Below are 14,610 nucleotides of genomic sequence, written 5' to 3'. Positions count from 1 at the left end.
TGGCCGATAAACGCGCCGCACCTTGAAACAGAATCCAGTAGCATTGCGTAATGGATCTCCTCAAGGCGATGGCCGTATTCGTCCGTATCGTGGAAACGGGTAGCCTGACGGCGGCCGCGCAAGCGTCCGATCTGTCGCCGACCATGGTCGGCAACTACCTTCAGACTCTGGAAAGCCGGCTGGGCGCGGTTCTCGTGCACCGCACGACCCGCAAGCAGAAAGTCAGCGCGTTCGGCCACGCTTACTACGAGCGATGCGTCGAAATTCTCGGTCTGGTCGACGACACGGAACAGCTTGCGCTCGCTCACCTCAAGCAGCCACGAGGGCGTTTGCGCGTGACCGCGCCTGTCGTGTTTACGAACGAGTGCCTGATTCCCGCGCTCGCGGACTATTACCGGCGCTACCCCGAGATCAAGCTCGATATCGTCGCAACCGATTCGCTCGCCGATCTGTTCGACGAAGGCTTCGAGGCGGCCATTCGCATCGGCACGCTCGCCAACCCGGATGTGGTGGCGCGTCCGCTGGCGCCATATCGGCTGGTGCTGTGTGCGTCGCCCGCTTACGTTCACGAGCATGGCGCGCCGGCTACGCCGCACGCGCTAGGCGAGCATCATTGCCTGACCTATGCGTATCCGCCCCGAGCGGAATGGCACGCGGCGCAAACCCAATGGACGCTGGAAGGCCCGGATGGGCCGATGAGCCTGTCCGTGGACGGCAGACTGAAAATTGACAATGCGGACGCGTTGCGCCGGGCGGCGTTGAGAGGGCTGGGTATCGCGATGCTTCCTTCCATCTTGATACGCGACGACATTCGAGAGAAGCGCCTCATCGAGATCATGCCGGACTTCGCCGGCCCCGAACGGACGATGAACCTGCTTTATCTTCAGGAGAGGCAGCAATCACCGAAGCTTCGCAGCTTCACTGAATTCGTGGTCGACCGGTTCGGCGCCGAAACGGCCTGTCGGACGTGAGGCGATTGCCGCCGGTCGCGAAAGGCGTCGTACTTCATCGACACCTCGCGATTTCGACCCGATGTACGTTTCCGTCCTCACCCGCCGTGGTCGCTCATCTGCACCGACCCGCGACGGAATGGCGCCGAAGCGACGATGCTCAAGTCGGATCGCGCCACCTCCGCCGCCTGCAGGGCGTGGCCGTTAGCCGCGCGAATCGACCCAGTTGCGTGCCCAGCGTGCCGAGTGCGCGAGCGCCTGTGCCTCGCTCGTGAAGTAATCGAGCGAATAGAACTGATAGCGGCCTTCGTCGTGCGTGCTATCGGCGCGTTCGAGCAGGAGGTTGGATGAAAAACTACCGTCGGGCAAGCGATGCGCCGAGGGTTGGACGGCATAGCCGTTGTACTGTTGAATTCGTTTGTTGTGCATTTTAATTTTAATGATGTTCGAATGCGCGCGTGCCGTGCGAAATGCGCACGGGTAAGCCGATTCAAAGCCATTGCGGACTGAATCTGACGCAGTCGGAAAGCGAAAATAAGGCGTTGCGGCCGGAGGGGGAATGAAGTGCAACGAGACGTGTGACGCTCGGCCAGCTGAATCACTCGATACAGCTCAAGGCGATCGCGCCAACTTGGGGAGGCGAAGCTCCGTTGGGATGTCGCTGCGACCCGGCGTCCGTCGTGGGAGGCCGGGCCCTTCAAACTTTACAGCGGCTTGATGTTCGCCGCTTGCAGACCCTTCGGGCCTTGCTTCGTTTCGAAGCTCACTTTTTGATTTTCAGCCAGCGTCTTGAAGCCGTCGGCACGAATTTCGGAGAAGTGAGCGAACAGGTCGTCGCCGCCCTTGTCCGGAGTAATGAAGCCAAAGCCTTTGCTGTCGTTGAACCACTTGACGATACCGGTATCCATGAAGATTCCTTGAGAAAAAAAGGGAAATTTGCTCTGTTGAAAGAGCGCGTGAAGCGTCAAGGAGGGAGAGGACAACGAATACCGCTGGGGAGGAGCGAGCAATTGATGAACAGCAATCGGACTTCTTGGACTTCGGTACATACACTAACGGCAGGTGCCGGCCGCGTCAACGACTATCTTGTAACTGTGTGACATCCAGCTCGACGCGCCGACATCGAGACGCCCTTCCGCATCGCAGACGTGACTCCCCGACCGCGGGCAGCGAAGCCGAAGGCTGTCGTCACGACTGGACCCACACCGCCCCGCTTCACGCCTTCGCGAAGGCGAGCAGCAGCTCGCCGAGTTTGCCCGGTTGCTCCTGCTGGATCCAGTGACCTGCGCCGTCGATCAGCTCGATGCCGCGCATGCTCGTCGCCGCCTTCGTTCTCATCAGATCGAGCGCGCCAGGCGCCGAATAGGTGCCCCAATCGCGCTTGCCGCCAATGAAGAGCGACGGGACGTCGATCGTCCTGCCCGAAAACAGGCGCAACTCGGCGTTCAGGTCGGGATCGGACAAGACACGATAAGCCTGAAGCGCGCCTTGAAACCCGGTACGGCCATACTCCGCCGTGTATACGCCCAGTTCCGCGTCGGTGAGCCATTTGCAGGCAAGGATTTCGGCGGCGGACGGCTGGAATGGCGCGACGGTCTCGGGCATCGTCTTGCCGAGATCCATCACGTAGTACGTGGGCATTTGCGCCAGTTCCGAGGCCGTGAGCGCCTTCAGCGGATGCGGCTTGTTGCCCGGCCAGTCGGCGCTCTTCACGTGGAAAAATGCCCGCAGAAACGCTGATAGACCTTGGGGCGGGTGCCACATGTCCCGGTTGGCGTTCCGTGTGCACAGGTATTGCTGGTAATACGCTCTCGGCGGATCGAGCGCGGCAAGCGCCGCCGCCAACTTCCGGCCTTCGCTGTTCGGTTGAGCCGACGATGTCTCGCTTCGCGCCGTGTCGAATGGGAGCGCCGGCGGACCAGGGAACGGCGCACTCATCAGCACCACTGACGGAAAGACGTCCGGTCGCGCCAGCGCGCAATACGCCGCCACAGGCGAGCCGAGGTCGTGCCCGACCAGCATCGACGTATGCCGATACCCCAACGCCGATACCAGTCCGAGGGCGTCGCGCGTCATATTCAGGAGGCTGAAGGGCCCGAGCGGAGCGTCATAGTCGTTCGCCCAACCGGTCGTGCGTCCATAACCGCGCTGGTCGGGCGCCACGACGTGGTATCCCGCGTCGGCCAGGATGGGCATGAGATGCCGCCAGCCGTAGGCCAGATCCGGAAAACCGTGCAAAAGCAACGCGAGCGGCCGGCCGGCGCTTTCATGACCGGCTTCGAGAATGTGAACATCGAGGCCGTTCACCCCATGGATCATGCGCGAGCGCACTCCTTTCGGAAGCGTTCCTGCACCGTATGTCGGCGTGGCCAAATCACTCTCTCCTGTCGGGGTTGCGCGGGCAGGACGAAGCAAGGCAGCAACCAGGCCGGCCGCGCCCATCGCCAGAACGGTTCGTCGCGGCGCCGATGGCTTGCTCTTGTCGACGGGCATCGTCGAACTCCGAAATATGGTGATCACCATAGTATGGCGATCGCCATAGACCGGTCAAGCGGAACGTGGTACTTTTCCCGCATGACACGCAAGACTGACGCGCGCGCTCGCGCGATTGCCACGGCCGAACGGCTGTTTCGCATCCAGGGCTACACGGCGACCGGGCTGACCCAGATTCTCGAGGAAAGCGGCGCGCCCAAAGGGTCGTTCTACTTTCACTTTCCTCGCGGCAAGGCCCAACTCGCCGAGGAAGCAATCGATAACTACGTCACCCATCGAATTGCCGTCTTGCGGAACATCTCGGCTGATACGACCGGTCATGCGCTGAATTTTGTTCGCCAGATCTTCAGCACGTTTGCGGCCGAAATGGTCGCCACCGATTTCCAGTACGGGTGTCTCATGCAAAACCTGGCAAACGAACTGCCCGCGCTCGACGCCGAGCTGACCCAGCGGGTGGCGCGGGGGTTTGCCGATTCGACCGAGGTGATTGCGGCGCATTTCAGGGGGTGCGGGTTCGCTGCCGCGCGCGCATCCTCGGCCGCGGCCGCATTGGTCGCCGCGCTCGAAGGCGCCCGCACGGTCGCGCGCCTGGAACGCTCGCCGGCCGTGTTCGACGCACTGGCAGATGTCAGCAGCCAGGGATGGGGCGCTTCCGAGGGGTGATCCGGCCCAATGTTCTCGTCATGCGTCGTGCCTTGCGCACATCACGGGGAAATTGCCCGTTGCCGTGATGCCGCACCGGTTCGGTATCCGTGAACGCACGACGTGCCGCGAATTCAATTCTCTCGACCGCGTTAGCTCGAACTGCGCAGCGGTAGCCTGGCAACGTGAACGCGTGGAAAACTGGCAGGCGGCCGGACGAGTACCCCGAATTCCGAAGCATGGCCAGGTCGATCAAGCACGACCTCGCCGCGCAGATCGTCTATCGGTGACCAGATTGCAAGCTCGGCCAGACCGGAAGTCGACGTACCGCAACCGCGAACGCTCCGGCCGCCATCGCGAACACCCAAACCGCAGGTCAATGCGAAGCACCGAACAGTCGAATCACGACGCCGCGCAACCACCGGTTGCCGGCCTCGTGGTGATAGCGCGCATGCCAATGCTGCCGCACCGCGAAGCCTTCGACCGGGATCGGGCATGCATGAACCGCCAGATCGTTGGCTTGGGCCAGCGTCTCGCCGATATGACGCGGTAGCGTCGTGATCAGGTCGGTCGTCTGAACGATCGCCCCCAGCCCCAGAAAGCCCGGCAATTCCAGCACCACGTCTCGCTCGATGCGCGCCTGCCGCAGCGCCTGTTCGAGGAGTTGCGCCCCCGTTCCCGCCGTAATGGCGACATGCCCTTCCGAACGATACTGCCTGGCCCCGAGCCGACCGCGAATCCTCGGGTGATGCCGATTCACCAGACAAATCCAGTCCTGGTCATACAGCTTCTGCTGATAAATGCCGCCGCCCAGCCACGGCACGTAGCCAATCGCGAGATCGGCTTCGCCGGATTCGAGCGCCCGCTCCGTATTGCCGTCGATCCGTGCGGCTTCCAGCCGGACGCCCGGCGCCTGCGCCCGGACATGGGCCAGCAGCCGCGGCAGCAGCGTGACGTGGCTCGCGTCGGTCATGCAGATGCGAAAGCGTCGCTGGGCGGTCGCGGGATCGAACGCGATCTCCCACGCCGTGAAGCGCCGCAGCGATTCGAGAATTTCCCGGCAGGGCCCGATCAGCGCGTCGGCTTGCGGTGTCGGCGCCATGCCGCCGGGCGTGCGGATGAACAGCGGATCGTGCAGGTGTTCCCGCAAATGCCCGAGCCAGATGCTGACGGTCGGCTGGCTCTGGCCGAGCTGCTCGGCGACGCGCGTGACGCTGCGCACGTCGTACAGGAGATCGAATAGCTGAAGCAGCTTCAGGTCCGGCAGATCAGCGGGCATCGTCGCATTATTGTCCATGGCAATGACGTCATTGTACTCATTGCATTGTCGGCATGAGCGGCGGCTCCTATCGTGAGGCCATACGTCAAGGAGACACCATTGAAAATCGCGATTCTAGGAGCCGGCGCACTGGGTTGTGCGATCGGCGCCACCCTCACCGAAGGCGGTCACGAGACCTGGTTGATCGACCGCTCGCCCGCACACGTCGATGCGATGCGTCGCGACGGCCTGCGGGTCGACGACGCCCGCGGCACCCGGCAGGTACGCGTGCACGCGACGACACAGGCGGCCGAAGTCGGCGCGGCCGACGTGGTCGTGGTGCTGGTCAAGTCGTTCCACACTGACGCGGCGATCCGCGGCGCCCTGTCGCTGGTCGGGCCCGATACCGTCGTGCTGTCGCTGCAGAACGGCCTCGGGCACGAGGACATCCTGAGCGACGCCGTCGGCCGCGAGCGCGTCCTCGCGGGCAAGACCTACGTCGGCGGCGTGCTGCGCGGGCCGGGTCATATCGAATCCGGCGTGATCGGCAAAAACACCTACATCGGCGAACTCGACGGCCGCATCACGCCGCGCGTGCAGGCGATCGCCGCCGCGTTCGATACCGCCGGCCTCGCGACGACGATCAGCGACAACATCGTCGGCACGATGTGGGACAAGCTGCTGGTGAATGTCGCGACGGGCGCGCTGACCGGCCTCACCGACCTCACCTACGGGCAGCTCTACGACGAGCCGCTGCTGAAGGCGACGTCGCTCGCGGCGGTCGCCGAAGCGATCGCGGCGGCGCAGGCAGCCGGCGTCAAGCTGTCGATGACCGATCCCGAACAGGCCTGGACCCTCGCCGCCGAGGGGCTGCCCGCCGCCTTCAAGACCTCGATGCTGCAAAGCCTGGAGAAAGGCTCGATCACCGAGATCGACTTCATCAACGGTTCGGTCGTGCGCGCCGGGCAGCGCCATGGCGTGCCGACCCCGGTCAATGCCACGCTCGTCGCCTGCATCAAGGGGCTGGAGCGCGCGATGGCCGATCGCCAACGTGAGGAGGCCGCCGCATGAGCGCCACGAAAGCCTATCTCGAACACGTCGCGATCTGGGTGAAGGACATCCACTGGCACATCCGTTTCTTCGAGGACGTGCTCGGCATGACGCTGCGCGAAGTGGACGGCCCGCTCGACGCACCGCGACAGTACTGGACGCTCGGCGGCATGCAATTCATCCACGCGCCCGACCACAATGGCCCGGAAGGCCGGCTCGCCCATCTCGGCGTGATGTGCGAGGACCTGGAGGCCGCGCTGGCCGCCGCGCGGCGATTCGACGTGACGGAGATGCCGCAGGGGCGCAACTGGATTCGCCTACCCGACGGGCTTGCCGTCGAACTGATTCAGGCCAGGCCGGCTTCATGCGTCGCGCAAGCACTGGCGATCAACCCGCGCGCGGAGGCATGACCATGACGATCGTCGAGAAATACTGGGACGACGCCCGCGAGGGCGACACGTGCACGAGCCCGACCTACCTCGTGACCAAGGAACGCATTCTCGCGTACGCCGACCTCACCGGCGACCATACGCCCGTTCACGTGGACGAGGAATACGCGAACGCCAGCCATTTCGGCTGCCTCGTCGCGCACGGGCTGTTCGGCCTGTCCATTGCCGACGGCCTGAAGACGCAGAGCGACTATCGCTTCCTGCCGGGCATGTCGCTCGGCTGGACCTGGGATTTCCTGCTGCCGATCAAGGTCGGCGACGTGCTGCACGTGACGTTCCGCGTCGGTTCGATGCGGGCCAGCAAGAGCCGCCCGGACTGGGGCATCGTCGTGCTGCCGTCGGAACTGATCAATCAGGACGGACAGGTCGTTCAACGCGGCGAACATCGCCTGATGGTGCCGCGCCGTCCGGAGGCACTGTAATGCAGGCACGTCCCCTCGAAGGCATTCGCGTCGTCGACTACAGCCATTTCCTCGCCGGCCCGTATGTCGGACGCTGTCTCGCGGCGCTCGGCGCCGAAGTGATCAAGGTCGAGCGCCCGGGCGCCGGCGACGCCGGACGCCAGCACGCGACCGTGCTCGACGACCAGCAAAGCGGCTACTTCCTGCAGCTCAACATGGGCAAGCGCGGCGTGAGCGTGAACATGAAGGACGCGCGCGGCAAGGCGTTCATGCAGCGGCTGTGCGACTCCGCCGACGTCTTCATCGAGAACTATCGGCCGGGCGCGCTGGACAAGCTCGGGCTCGGCTATGAAGAACTGTCGGCGCGCAATCCGGGCCTCGTCTACTGCTCGATTTCGGCGTACGGTCACACTGGTCCCGACGCACATCGTGCCGGCTTCGGGCTGATCGCCGAAGCGAAGAGCGGGATCATGCAGATGGTCGGCACGCCCGGCGAGCGGCCGCCGCTGCTCCGCATATCGCTCGGCGACATGTACACCGGCATTCATGCGGTCGCGGCGATCAACGCCGCGCTGCTGGGGCGCGTGAAGAGCGGCCGCGGGCAACACGTCGACATGGCGCTGTACGACACGCTGGTGTCGATGCACGAATATGCGGTGCAGTGCTACACGCTGAAGGGCGTGCTGCCCGAGCAGACCGGTCACGACATGCCGACCTCGACACTCTATGGCGTGTTCCGTGCCGCCGATGGCGATCTCGTGATCGCCGCGCAAGTCGACGACGCGTGGAAGCGCTTTGCACAACTGATCGAAGCGCACGGCGGCCCGGCTGGCTTCGGTGCGGACTCCCGGTTTCACGACAGCACCGGGCGCAATGCGCATCGCGCGGCGATCCTGTCGGTGGTCGAACCGTGGGTGGCCGCGCGTTCCGTCGCGTCGGTACTGGACCTGCTGGACGGCATCGACGTTCCGTGCGCGAAGGTGCAGCGCATCGACGAGGTGTTGAACGATCCGCAGATCCAGGCCCGAGGCATGGTCGTCGAGCAGCAGCATCCACGCTACGGCACGCTGCGCCTGCCCAACCTGCCGTTCCGGTTTTCCGATTGCGATACGACGATTCGCGAGGTCGCGCCCGATCTCGGCCAGCACAACGCGGAAGTCGCACGGTCCCTCGGGTTCGATGCGGCCGAAATCGACGCGATGCAGGCCGACGGCGTCCTCTATTCAAAAGTGAGCCAATGATGACCGACCAATACGCGGTGATCGGCAATCCGATCGGACACACCAAATCCCCGCTGATTCACGGCCTCTTCGCGCAAGAGACGCAGCAGGACCTCCGCTACACGGCGATCGAGGGCCCGCTCGAGCCGGCAGGCGCTTTTGCTGCCACTGTTCGTGCGTTTTTCGACGGCGGCGGCAAGGGCATCAACGTCACCGCGCCGTTCAAGCTCGACGCATTCGCGATGTCGGACGAACGCAGCGAGCGGGCGCAGCTCGCGGGCGCGGCCAACGCGCTCAAGTTCGACGGCGGCCGCATCCTGGCGGACAACTTCGACGGCATCGGGCTGGTTCGCGATATCGAGGCGAACCTCAATCTGCCGATGGCCGGCAAGCGCGTGCTGGTGTTCGGTGCGGGCGGCGCAGCGCGCGGCGCGCTGCTGCCGTTTCTCGACGCCGGCCCGGCGGAACTCGTGATCGCGAATCGCGACGTCGACAAGGCGCGCTTGCTGGCCGCGCAGGTCGCCGGTCGCGGCCCTCTGGTTGCCGGCAGCTATGCCGACCTCGCGCGGATGGGACGTTTCGATCTGGTCGTCAACGCGACGTCGGCCAGTTTGACCGGCGATCTGCCGCCTGTCCCGCCGAGCGTGTTCAGTCCGACGGGAACCGCCTACGAACTCGCCTATGGCAAGCGGCTCACGCCGTTTCTCCGGCTCGCTAAAAACGCGGGCGTGCACGGGATCGCGGATGGTGTCGGCATGCTGGTCGAGCAGGCGGCCGAGGCGTTCGCATGGTGGCGCGGCGTGCGGCCCGCGACCAGCGCGGTGATCGACCGGCTGGCCGTGCCGTTCGACTGAACACGCGATGGGGATCGGCATGCAGGCGATCCCGATGCGCCAAGGCATCGATCGCGACAGTGTCGGCGGGCGCGATCCGGTAGACTCGGCGGGCGCGTCCATACGAACGAGCTGCGCCGAGCAATCTCGCATTACCGCTGTCCTCCGTCCACGCCCGATACCGTGCCGAACACCGTCATGCCGGACACCACGCGCCCCGCTCGCCTGAACTTCGCGCTCATGTTGCCGCTGCTGCTGGCGGCCCAGCCGGTGGCGACCGACAGTTATCTGCCGGCCCTGCCTGAAATCGCCGCGACACTGGGCTCCGCCAGCGTCAGTCTCACGGTTTTCGCATTGATATTCGGTGTCGGACAATTGCCGATGGGCGGTCTTTCCGACCGAATCGGCCGCCGCCCCGTCTTGCTGACCGGCCTTGCGCTCTATGCGCTGAGTGCATTGGCGGCGGCGCTCGCATCGAGCGCCGCGATGCTGGTGGCCGCGCGTGCGATGCAGGGCTTTGCGATGGCCGCGATCCTGGTATGCGCGCGTGCGACGGTACGCGACCGGTACTCGGCGGGCGACGGCCCGTACGTGATGGCGCGCGGTTTTATGGGAATGGGGATGATGGCGTTCCTTGCCCCGATTCTCGGCGCGTATGTCACGCAGCACGCGGGCTGGCGATGGGTACTCGCGGGGATGAGCCTGTATGCGTTCGGCTTGCTCGTCATGTGCTGGTACGGCTTCGAGGAAAGCGCCGCCAGAATCGCGCCGGGCCGGAACTCGACCGGGGACGTGCGCGAGATATTCGGCAATGCCCCGTTCAGGGTATGGACGCTGCTGGCCGCGTCGACGTACACCGGCATGTTCTGTTTTCTGCTGCTTTCTCCGACGATTTACATCCGGCAGCTCGGCATCTCGCCCCAGCGATACGGCTGGATTCCGGCGAGCGGGACGCTCGTCTATGTCCTCAGTACCGTTGGCTGCCGGCACTTGCTGCGACGTCAAAGCATGCTGCGAACGGTGCGGCAAGGCGCGACGCTGAGCCTGTCAGGCGCGGTGATCCAGGCATTGGGGTGCGCGCTGCTTCCCGGCAGCATCTGGCCGCTGCTCGTCGGGCACGGCGTGTATTGTCTCGGGCACGGAATCCATCAGCCATGCGGGCAGGCAGGCGCGGTCAGCGGCCTGCCTCATCTTGCCGGCCGCGCGGTATCGTGGTCCGGCTTCATCATGATGTTCTTCGCTTTCAGCGTGGGGCAGACGGCGGCGGTTTTCACCGATCCGCGCTATCAGTCGGGCGCGTGGCCAATGGTGGTGCCGATGCTTGGCGTCGGCGTTACGCTGGTTACGATCGCGTTTGTGTGGTTGCCGAGAATCGGTGGCGCGAATTTGGGCGCGGCAGCGGTTCCGGCGCGGGCGGTAGATGGTCGGTGAGTTGTGGTGGGAACTCGGTGGAAAGCGGCGGGATGGGTGTCCAGCGCGTCTCTTGTGACCGCCAAATGGACTTGGTGAACGTGATGCTCGACAAGGACGCTGCGAGCGAGCATCTAGGCAGCAGTGGCCTGAACAAGACGCAGGCCCCATCCAGTTTGCAACGTACCGTCTTCGCCTTGCAGGGGCGCGAACGCCGACAACAGTTCACTTTTGAACTGCGCGCGCGCCGCTTCCGACATCCGGTCGGCATCGTAGGTGTCCAGCATGTCCAACCACAGCTGCTCGGGTGTAGGTGTCCAGTCGATTTCGATGTCTTCAAAAGACACATCAACAAAATCGGGCTTGAGTAGTTCTTGCCACCCCGCTTCACTGCGCGTGCGCGCATCACCGAGTCGCAACTCTGTGAGCCGATCCTTCGCGATTGGCTTGAAGATGTCCAAAAAAACTTCGCCGACCTTGCCAGTCAAAAAGCTCCGTCCGACGATAGCGGAAAAGCTGCCGCCGTCACACAATACCCGGCGAATCTCTCGAACAACTTGTTCGATATCGTCCATCAACATGAGAGCCATGTGCGACAGCACGTAGTCTACTGAGCCGCTATCGAGTGACATTGCTTGTGCACGCTCGTTGAGCAATCGTATTTCGTGCGGCAATATTCCCCGAGCCACGCTTAACTCGCCATCGCTCATGTCTATGCCAATTAGCTTCGTTGCTGCATTCCCCCTGTCGTTCAGAATTTGCAGCAATGGCCCGTCACCGCATGCCAGATCGAGCACAGTCCGCGACATCGCATCGTTCGGTACACGATTCGCCAGTGCGTGATAGGAGGACGGGTATGCTGCCTGCGCAGATCGTGCAGGCCGATTACCGTAGGCTCGACGCGTTACTCCTGCCCGGCGGCGGTGAAAATCTTTCAAATATATTTCTGCGTACGAGGTCATTCTCGCGCCATTCGATTGTTCGCTAGTTGGGAGCACTTGTGACTCTCGAGCCTGAGCCCCGAGCGGATTGTCGACGAACCAGATCACGATGTCGAACATCTCAAAATGACCGGCAGCCACCACCGGCGCCGCTCGACCGACAACTTCGGACCGTGGCTATACGGCTCGGCGTCCAGCTGTGTGACGGGGCAGTCGATGTCGGCGGATGGCGTGCTCACCATGCGCTGAGCACGCTGCCCCCTCCCGACGTCGATCCAGCCCCACACGAACGGAGCCACACAACGCATCAACGCGACGTACCCTCGTCGCCCACGCCCCCCACCATCAGCACATCCGACAACTTCAACACCGGACAATGCGCTCCCGCGCCCGCAACGGCATCACGATACGTCTCCGTAACAGCCGCCGCGATCCCATGAGCCGCGTCGACACCTTCCGCCATCGCCGAGTAGTACGACAGGTCCTTGAGCGCGTTCGCCATATGGAACGGCAGCGCGGACGTGTCGCCGGTCTCCAGAAACGGACGCAGCCGGTTCAGCGCGGCGCCGCCGCCACCGCCGTTGGCGAGCACGTCGGCCAGCACCGCGACGTCCACGCCCGAGCGCTTCGCGCACGCGACGGCTTCCGACAGCAGCGCGATGGTCCCGAGCGAAACATAGTTGTGCAGCAGCTTCATGCTGTGGCCGGCCCCGACATCGCCGACACACGTGATGTTTTCCGCGAAGCACGCGAGCACCGGCCTGATCTCCGCGAACAACCCGGGCGGCGCACCGACCAGCAGGTTCAGCCGGCCCTCGTGCGCCTCCTTGGCGCCGCGCGTCATCGGCGCGTCGACGAAGCGCCCGCCTGCCGCTTCGACGAGCCGCGCCATTCTGACGGTCGATTCGGGAACGGCGGTCGAACAATCGACGACGATCGCGTTGTCCCTCAGGCCGGCCAACACGCCGTCGTCACCTGTGAGCACCGCTTCCACTTCGGGGGACCCCGTCACGCACAGGATGATGACGTCCGCTTGCGCAGCCAGTTCGCGCGCGGTCCGCACGGTCCGTACGCCGTCGCGCAGCAGCTCGTCGAGCGGCTGATTGCCCGGATGCTCGACGACCGTGAGCGGATAACCGTGCTTCAGCACGTTGCGCGCAATACCATGCCCCATCAAACCCACGCCGATCAGGCCAATCTGCTGTTTCATGTCGTTCCCGTCAAAAGATCGCAACGCGGTGCAGCACTGCGGCGAAATGGATAGTCGTTACCGGTCGACGAGCCGCGCCGGCAGCAGCATCGTGAGGACGATGCCCAGCAACAGGCACCCGACCATCACGAACAGCGGCGCGGCAAGACTGCCGGACGCCTGCTTCAGGTAGCCGACCGCATAGGGCCCGAAGAAGCCGCCGAGGTTCCCGAACGAGCTGATCACCGCGATGCCCATCGATACCGACGCGGTGCCGAGCGCCGCGGTCGGCATGCTCCAGAACAGCGGCGGAAACGAGATGAGCCCCGCGTTCGCGATGCAGAGGGCGAACATGCCGAGCCACAGCTGATCGTGCCAGACGACCGACAGCCCGAGCCCGGTCGCGCCCATCAGCAAAAGCGCGGCGACGTGCAGCCGCTGCCGGCCGCACCGGTCCGCGCTGCGTCCGAACAGGACCATCACGACCACGGCCACCGCATTCGGCAGCGCGGCGAGCAAGCCGATGACGAAATCGCTGCCGATGCCCATCTGCTTGATCATCGTCGGCGCCCAGAATGTATAGCCGTAAATCGCGAACACGTCGAGAAAGTAGATCACGCAGAACGCCCACACGAGCCAGTTCGAGAACAGGCCGCGGTGATTGACCGACTCGGTCGTCGCACGATCCTCCGCCAGCACGCGTGCCAGGACGGCGCGCTCCGCTTGCGAGAAACGCTCGCTGCGCGTGACGTCGTCGTCGAGGCCCTTCCATACATACAGCGCAGCCACGAATGCGGGCAGCGACTCGAGAATGAAGATCCATTTCCAGCCCGGGATCTGCATCGCCCCGTCGAAATACTGCAGGATGAAGCCGGTCAACGGCGAGCCGATCAACCCGGCCAGCGCGAGCGCCGCATAAAACATCGACAGGATTCGCGCGCGCCGCCGCCCCGGGAACGAACGGGCCATGTAGAGCACGATGGCCGGGATGAAGCCGGCCTCGGCGACGCCGAGCAGAAAGCGCATCACGTAGAACTGCATCGGCGTGGACACGAACGCCGTCAATCCCGACACGACGCCCCACGACACGACGATCCGCGTGATCCAGCGGCGCGGCCCGACGCGCACCAGCAGCATGTTGCTCGGCACCTCGAAGATCACGTAACCGAGAAAGAATATCCCTGCACCGAAGCCGAACACCGCGTCCGAAAAGCCCAGATGCTCGCTCATCTGCAATTTGGCGAAGCTGACGTTCACGCGATCGATGTACGACGTGACGTACGCGAACATCAGGATCGGGAGAATTTGCACGGCGAGCCGACGAAAGATCCGGTCCTCCTGGGCGAGATCGTGCGCCGATGCCGGGGCCGCGAGGTCGCCCGGGTTGCAGGCCGCGTCGATTTCCACGTTTGTCTCCGAAAGTTCATGGATGCCCCGCGTGCATGCTTGCGTCGTCACGCGTACAGTCGCTGTCGATATAGATGTGTGCGACAGGGGACGGTTCGAATCTACCGGCCGCCCCGCCCACCCGATATGCGAAATCCTTCAAGTGGCACTTCGAATATCTCGAACGCACGCGCGGGCCGCCATCGTACGGTGCAATGCACAAGCCAACGGAAAACGGATTCCGGCCGCCGATCGCGCGCACGGCACGGGCCTTCGCGGCGCGACGGCGGCGTTGCGGTGTGCGGCGCACCATTCGCGGCCGATCAGAGCGAGTCAGGGTTAGCACCACTTCGCCCAATACCGTCGCGCGCAGCGATGAATGACATAC

The 14,610-nt window shown here is 64.2% G+C and carries 15 protein-coding genes; 8 read left to right on the top strand and 7 right to left on the bottom strand.

Annotation, left to right across the window (positions count from 1 at the left end; translation table 11 throughout):
• Positions 1–50 precede the first annotated feature (50 nt).
• Complete coding sequence (locus AP428_RS31860) at positions 51–971, top strand: LysR family transcriptional regulator (RefSeq protein ID WP_011549077.1); 921 nt, start codon at positions 51–53, stop codon at positions 969–971.
• 183 nt (positions 972–1,154) lie between these two features.
• On the opposite strand, the gene AP428_RS31855 is transcribed toward AP428_RS31860, so the two are convergent.
• From AP428_RS31855 to AP428_RS31845, 3 genes are all read right to left on the bottom strand, one after another.
• Positions 1,155–1,379: a hypothetical protein gene (locus AP428_RS31855; protein ID WP_011549078.1), complete on the bottom strand. Its 225-nt coding sequence runs from the start codon at positions 1,377–1,379 to the stop codon at positions 1,155–1,157.
• Positions 1,380–1,654: 275 nt separating this feature from the next.
• A complete protein-coding gene (locus tag AP428_RS31850; RefSeq protein ID WP_011549079.1) occupies positions 1,655–1,858 on the bottom strand; it encodes a cold-shock protein in 204 nt (67 codons plus the stop codon).
• A gap of 307 nt (positions 1,859–2,165) precedes the next feature.
• Positions 2,166–3,269, bottom strand: coding sequence for an alpha/beta fold hydrolase (locus AP428_RS31845; protein WP_011549080.1), 1,104 nt, complete (start codon positions 3,267–3,269; stop codon positions 2,166–2,168).
• 207 nt (positions 3,270–3,476) lie between these two features.
• Here AP428_RS31845 and AP428_RS31840 point away from each other — a divergent pair, with 207 nt between their 5' ends.
• Entirely contained in the window at positions 3,477–4,106 is a 630-nt protein-coding gene (locus AP428_RS31840; protein ID WP_011549081.1) for a TetR/AcrR family transcriptional regulator, read from the top strand.
• Between the two features lie 355 nt (positions 4,107–4,461).
• Here AP428_RS31840 and AP428_RS31835 read toward each other — a convergent pair whose 3' ends face one another.
• Positions 4,462–5,382, bottom strand: coding sequence for a LysR family transcriptional regulator (locus tag AP428_RS31835; protein WP_011549082.1), 921 nt, complete (start codon positions 5,380–5,382; stop codon positions 4,462–4,464).
• Positions 5,383–5,463: 81 nt separating this feature from the next.
• Here AP428_RS31835 and AP428_RS31830 point away from each other — a divergent pair, with 81 nt between their 5' ends.
• The 6 genes from AP428_RS31830 (at position 5,464) to AP428_RS31805 (ending at position 10,727) form a co-directional block, all read left to right on the top strand.
• The gene (locus tag AP428_RS31830; RefSeq protein WP_054928645.1) at positions 5,464–6,414 is read left to right on the top strand and encodes a ketopantoate reductase family protein; all 951 of its coding nucleotides are present in this window, start codon (positions 5,464–5,466) and stop codon (positions 6,412–6,414) included.
• Positions 6,411–6,803 (top strand): VOC family protein, encoded by a 393-nt coding sequence (locus AP428_RS31825; RefSeq protein WP_011549084.1) that lies wholly within the window; start codon positions 6,411–6,413, stop codon positions 6,801–6,803. The genes AP428_RS31830 and AP428_RS31825 overlap by 4 nt, the downstream gene beginning before the upstream one ends.
• A 2-nt stretch (positions 6,804–6,805) precedes the next feature.
• The gene (locus AP428_RS31820) at positions 6,806–7,264 is read left to right on the top strand and encodes a MaoC family dehydratase (RefSeq protein ID WP_011549085.1); all 459 of its coding nucleotides are present in this window, start codon (positions 6,806–6,808) and stop codon (positions 7,262–7,264) included.
• Positions 7,264–8,484, top strand: coding sequence for a CaiB/BaiF CoA-transferase family protein (locus AP428_RS31815; RefSeq protein ID WP_011549086.1), 1,221 nt, complete (start codon positions 7,264–7,266; stop codon positions 8,482–8,484). Before AP428_RS31820 ends, AP428_RS31815 begins: the two co-directional genes overlap by 1 nt.
• Entirely contained in the window at positions 8,484–9,317 is an 834-nt protein-coding gene (aroE, locus tag AP428_RS31810; RefSeq protein WP_054928651.1) for a shikimate dehydrogenase, read from the top strand. The genes AP428_RS31815 and aroE overlap by 1 nt, the downstream gene beginning before the upstream one ends.
• Before the next feature lie 177 nt (positions 9,318–9,494).
• Positions 9,495–10,727 carry an MFS transporter gene (locus tag AP428_RS31805; RefSeq protein ID WP_054928644.1) on the top strand — a complete coding sequence of 411 codons (1,233 nt, stop codon included), beginning with the start codon at positions 9,495–9,497 and terminating at the stop codon, positions 10,725–10,727.
• A 113-nt stretch (positions 10,728–10,840) separates the two neighbouring features.
• On the opposite strand, the gene AP428_RS31800 is transcribed toward AP428_RS31805, so the two are convergent.
• From AP428_RS31800 to AP428_RS31790, 3 genes are all read right to left on the bottom strand, one after another.
• Entirely contained in the window at positions 10,841–11,767 is a 927-nt protein-coding gene (locus AP428_RS31800) for a class I SAM-dependent methyltransferase (protein ID WP_231691725.1), read from the bottom strand.
• A 187-nt stretch (positions 11,768–11,954) separates the two neighbouring features.
• Positions 11,955–12,857, bottom strand: a complete 903-nt coding sequence (locus AP428_RS31795) for an NAD(P)-dependent oxidoreductase (RefSeq protein ID WP_011549090.1) — start codon at positions 12,855–12,857, stop codon at positions 11,955–11,957.
• 57 nt (positions 12,858–12,914) lie between these two features.
• Positions 12,915–14,243, bottom strand: a complete 1,329-nt coding sequence (locus AP428_RS31790; RefSeq protein WP_011549091.1) for an MFS transporter — start codon at positions 14,241–14,243, stop codon at positions 12,915–12,917.
• Between the last annotated feature and the right edge of the window lie 367 nt (positions 14,244–14,610).

It is taken from the genome of Burkholderia sp. E168m22, assembly GCF_001319805.1.
Taxonomy (GTDB): Bacteria; Pseudomonadota; Gammaproteobacteria; order Burkholderiales; family Burkholderiaceae; genus Burkholderia; species Burkholderia orbicola.
The sequence above is the reverse complement of the archived record's forward strand: the minus strand, read 5'-3'. Positions and strand labels throughout refer to the sequence as shown.

Excerpts from the sequence above, each read along its gene's own strand:
- AP428_RS31860 (WP_011549077.1), top strand. The coding sequence starts at position 51 with ATGGATCTCCTCAAGGCGATGGCCGTATTCGTCCGTATCGTGGAAACG.
- AP428_RS31855 (WP_011549078.1), bottom strand. The coding sequence starts at position 1,379 with ATGCACAACAAACGAATTCAACAGTACAACGGCTATGCCGTCCAACCC.
- AP428_RS31850 (WP_011549079.1), bottom strand. The coding sequence starts at position 1,858 with ATGGATACCGGTATCGTCAAGTGGTTCAACGACAGCAAAGGCTTTGGC.
- AP428_RS31845 (WP_011549080.1), bottom strand. The coding sequence starts at position 3,269 with ATGATCCATGGGGTGAACGGCCTCGATGTTCACATTCTCGAAGCCGGT.
- AP428_RS31840 (WP_011549081.1), top strand. The coding sequence starts at position 3,477 with ATGGCGATCGCCATAGACCGGTCAAGCGGAACGTGGTACTTTTCCCGC.
- AP428_RS31835 (WP_011549082.1), bottom strand. The coding sequence starts at position 5,382 with ATGGACAATAATGCGACGATGCCCGCTGATCTGCCGGACCTGAAGCTG.
- AP428_RS31825 (WP_011549084.1), top strand. The coding sequence starts at position 6,411 with ATGAGCGCCACGAAAGCCTATCTCGAACACGTCGCGATCTGGGTGAAG.
- AP428_RS31820 (WP_011549085.1), top strand. The coding sequence starts at position 6,806 with ATGACGATCGTCGAGAAATACTGGGACGACGCCCGCGAGGGCGACACG.
- AP428_RS31815 (WP_011549086.1), top strand. The coding sequence starts at position 7,264 with ATGCAGGCACGTCCCCTCGAAGGCATTCGCGTCGTCGACTACAGCCAT.
- aroE (WP_054928651.1), top strand. The coding sequence starts at position 8,484 with ATGACCGACCAATACGCGGTGATCGGCAATCCGATCGGACACACCAAA.
- AP428_RS31805 (WP_054928644.1), top strand. The coding sequence starts at position 9,495 with ATGCCGGACACCACGCGCCCCGCTCGCCTGAACTTCGCGCTCATGTTG.
- AP428_RS31800 (WP_231691725.1), bottom strand. The coding sequence starts at position 11,767 with ATGTTCGACATCGTGATCTGGTTCGTCGACAATCCGCTCGGGGCTCAG.
- AP428_RS31795 (WP_011549090.1), bottom strand. The coding sequence starts at position 12,857 with ATGAAACAGCAGATTGGCCTGATCGGCGTGGGTTTGATGGGGCATGGT.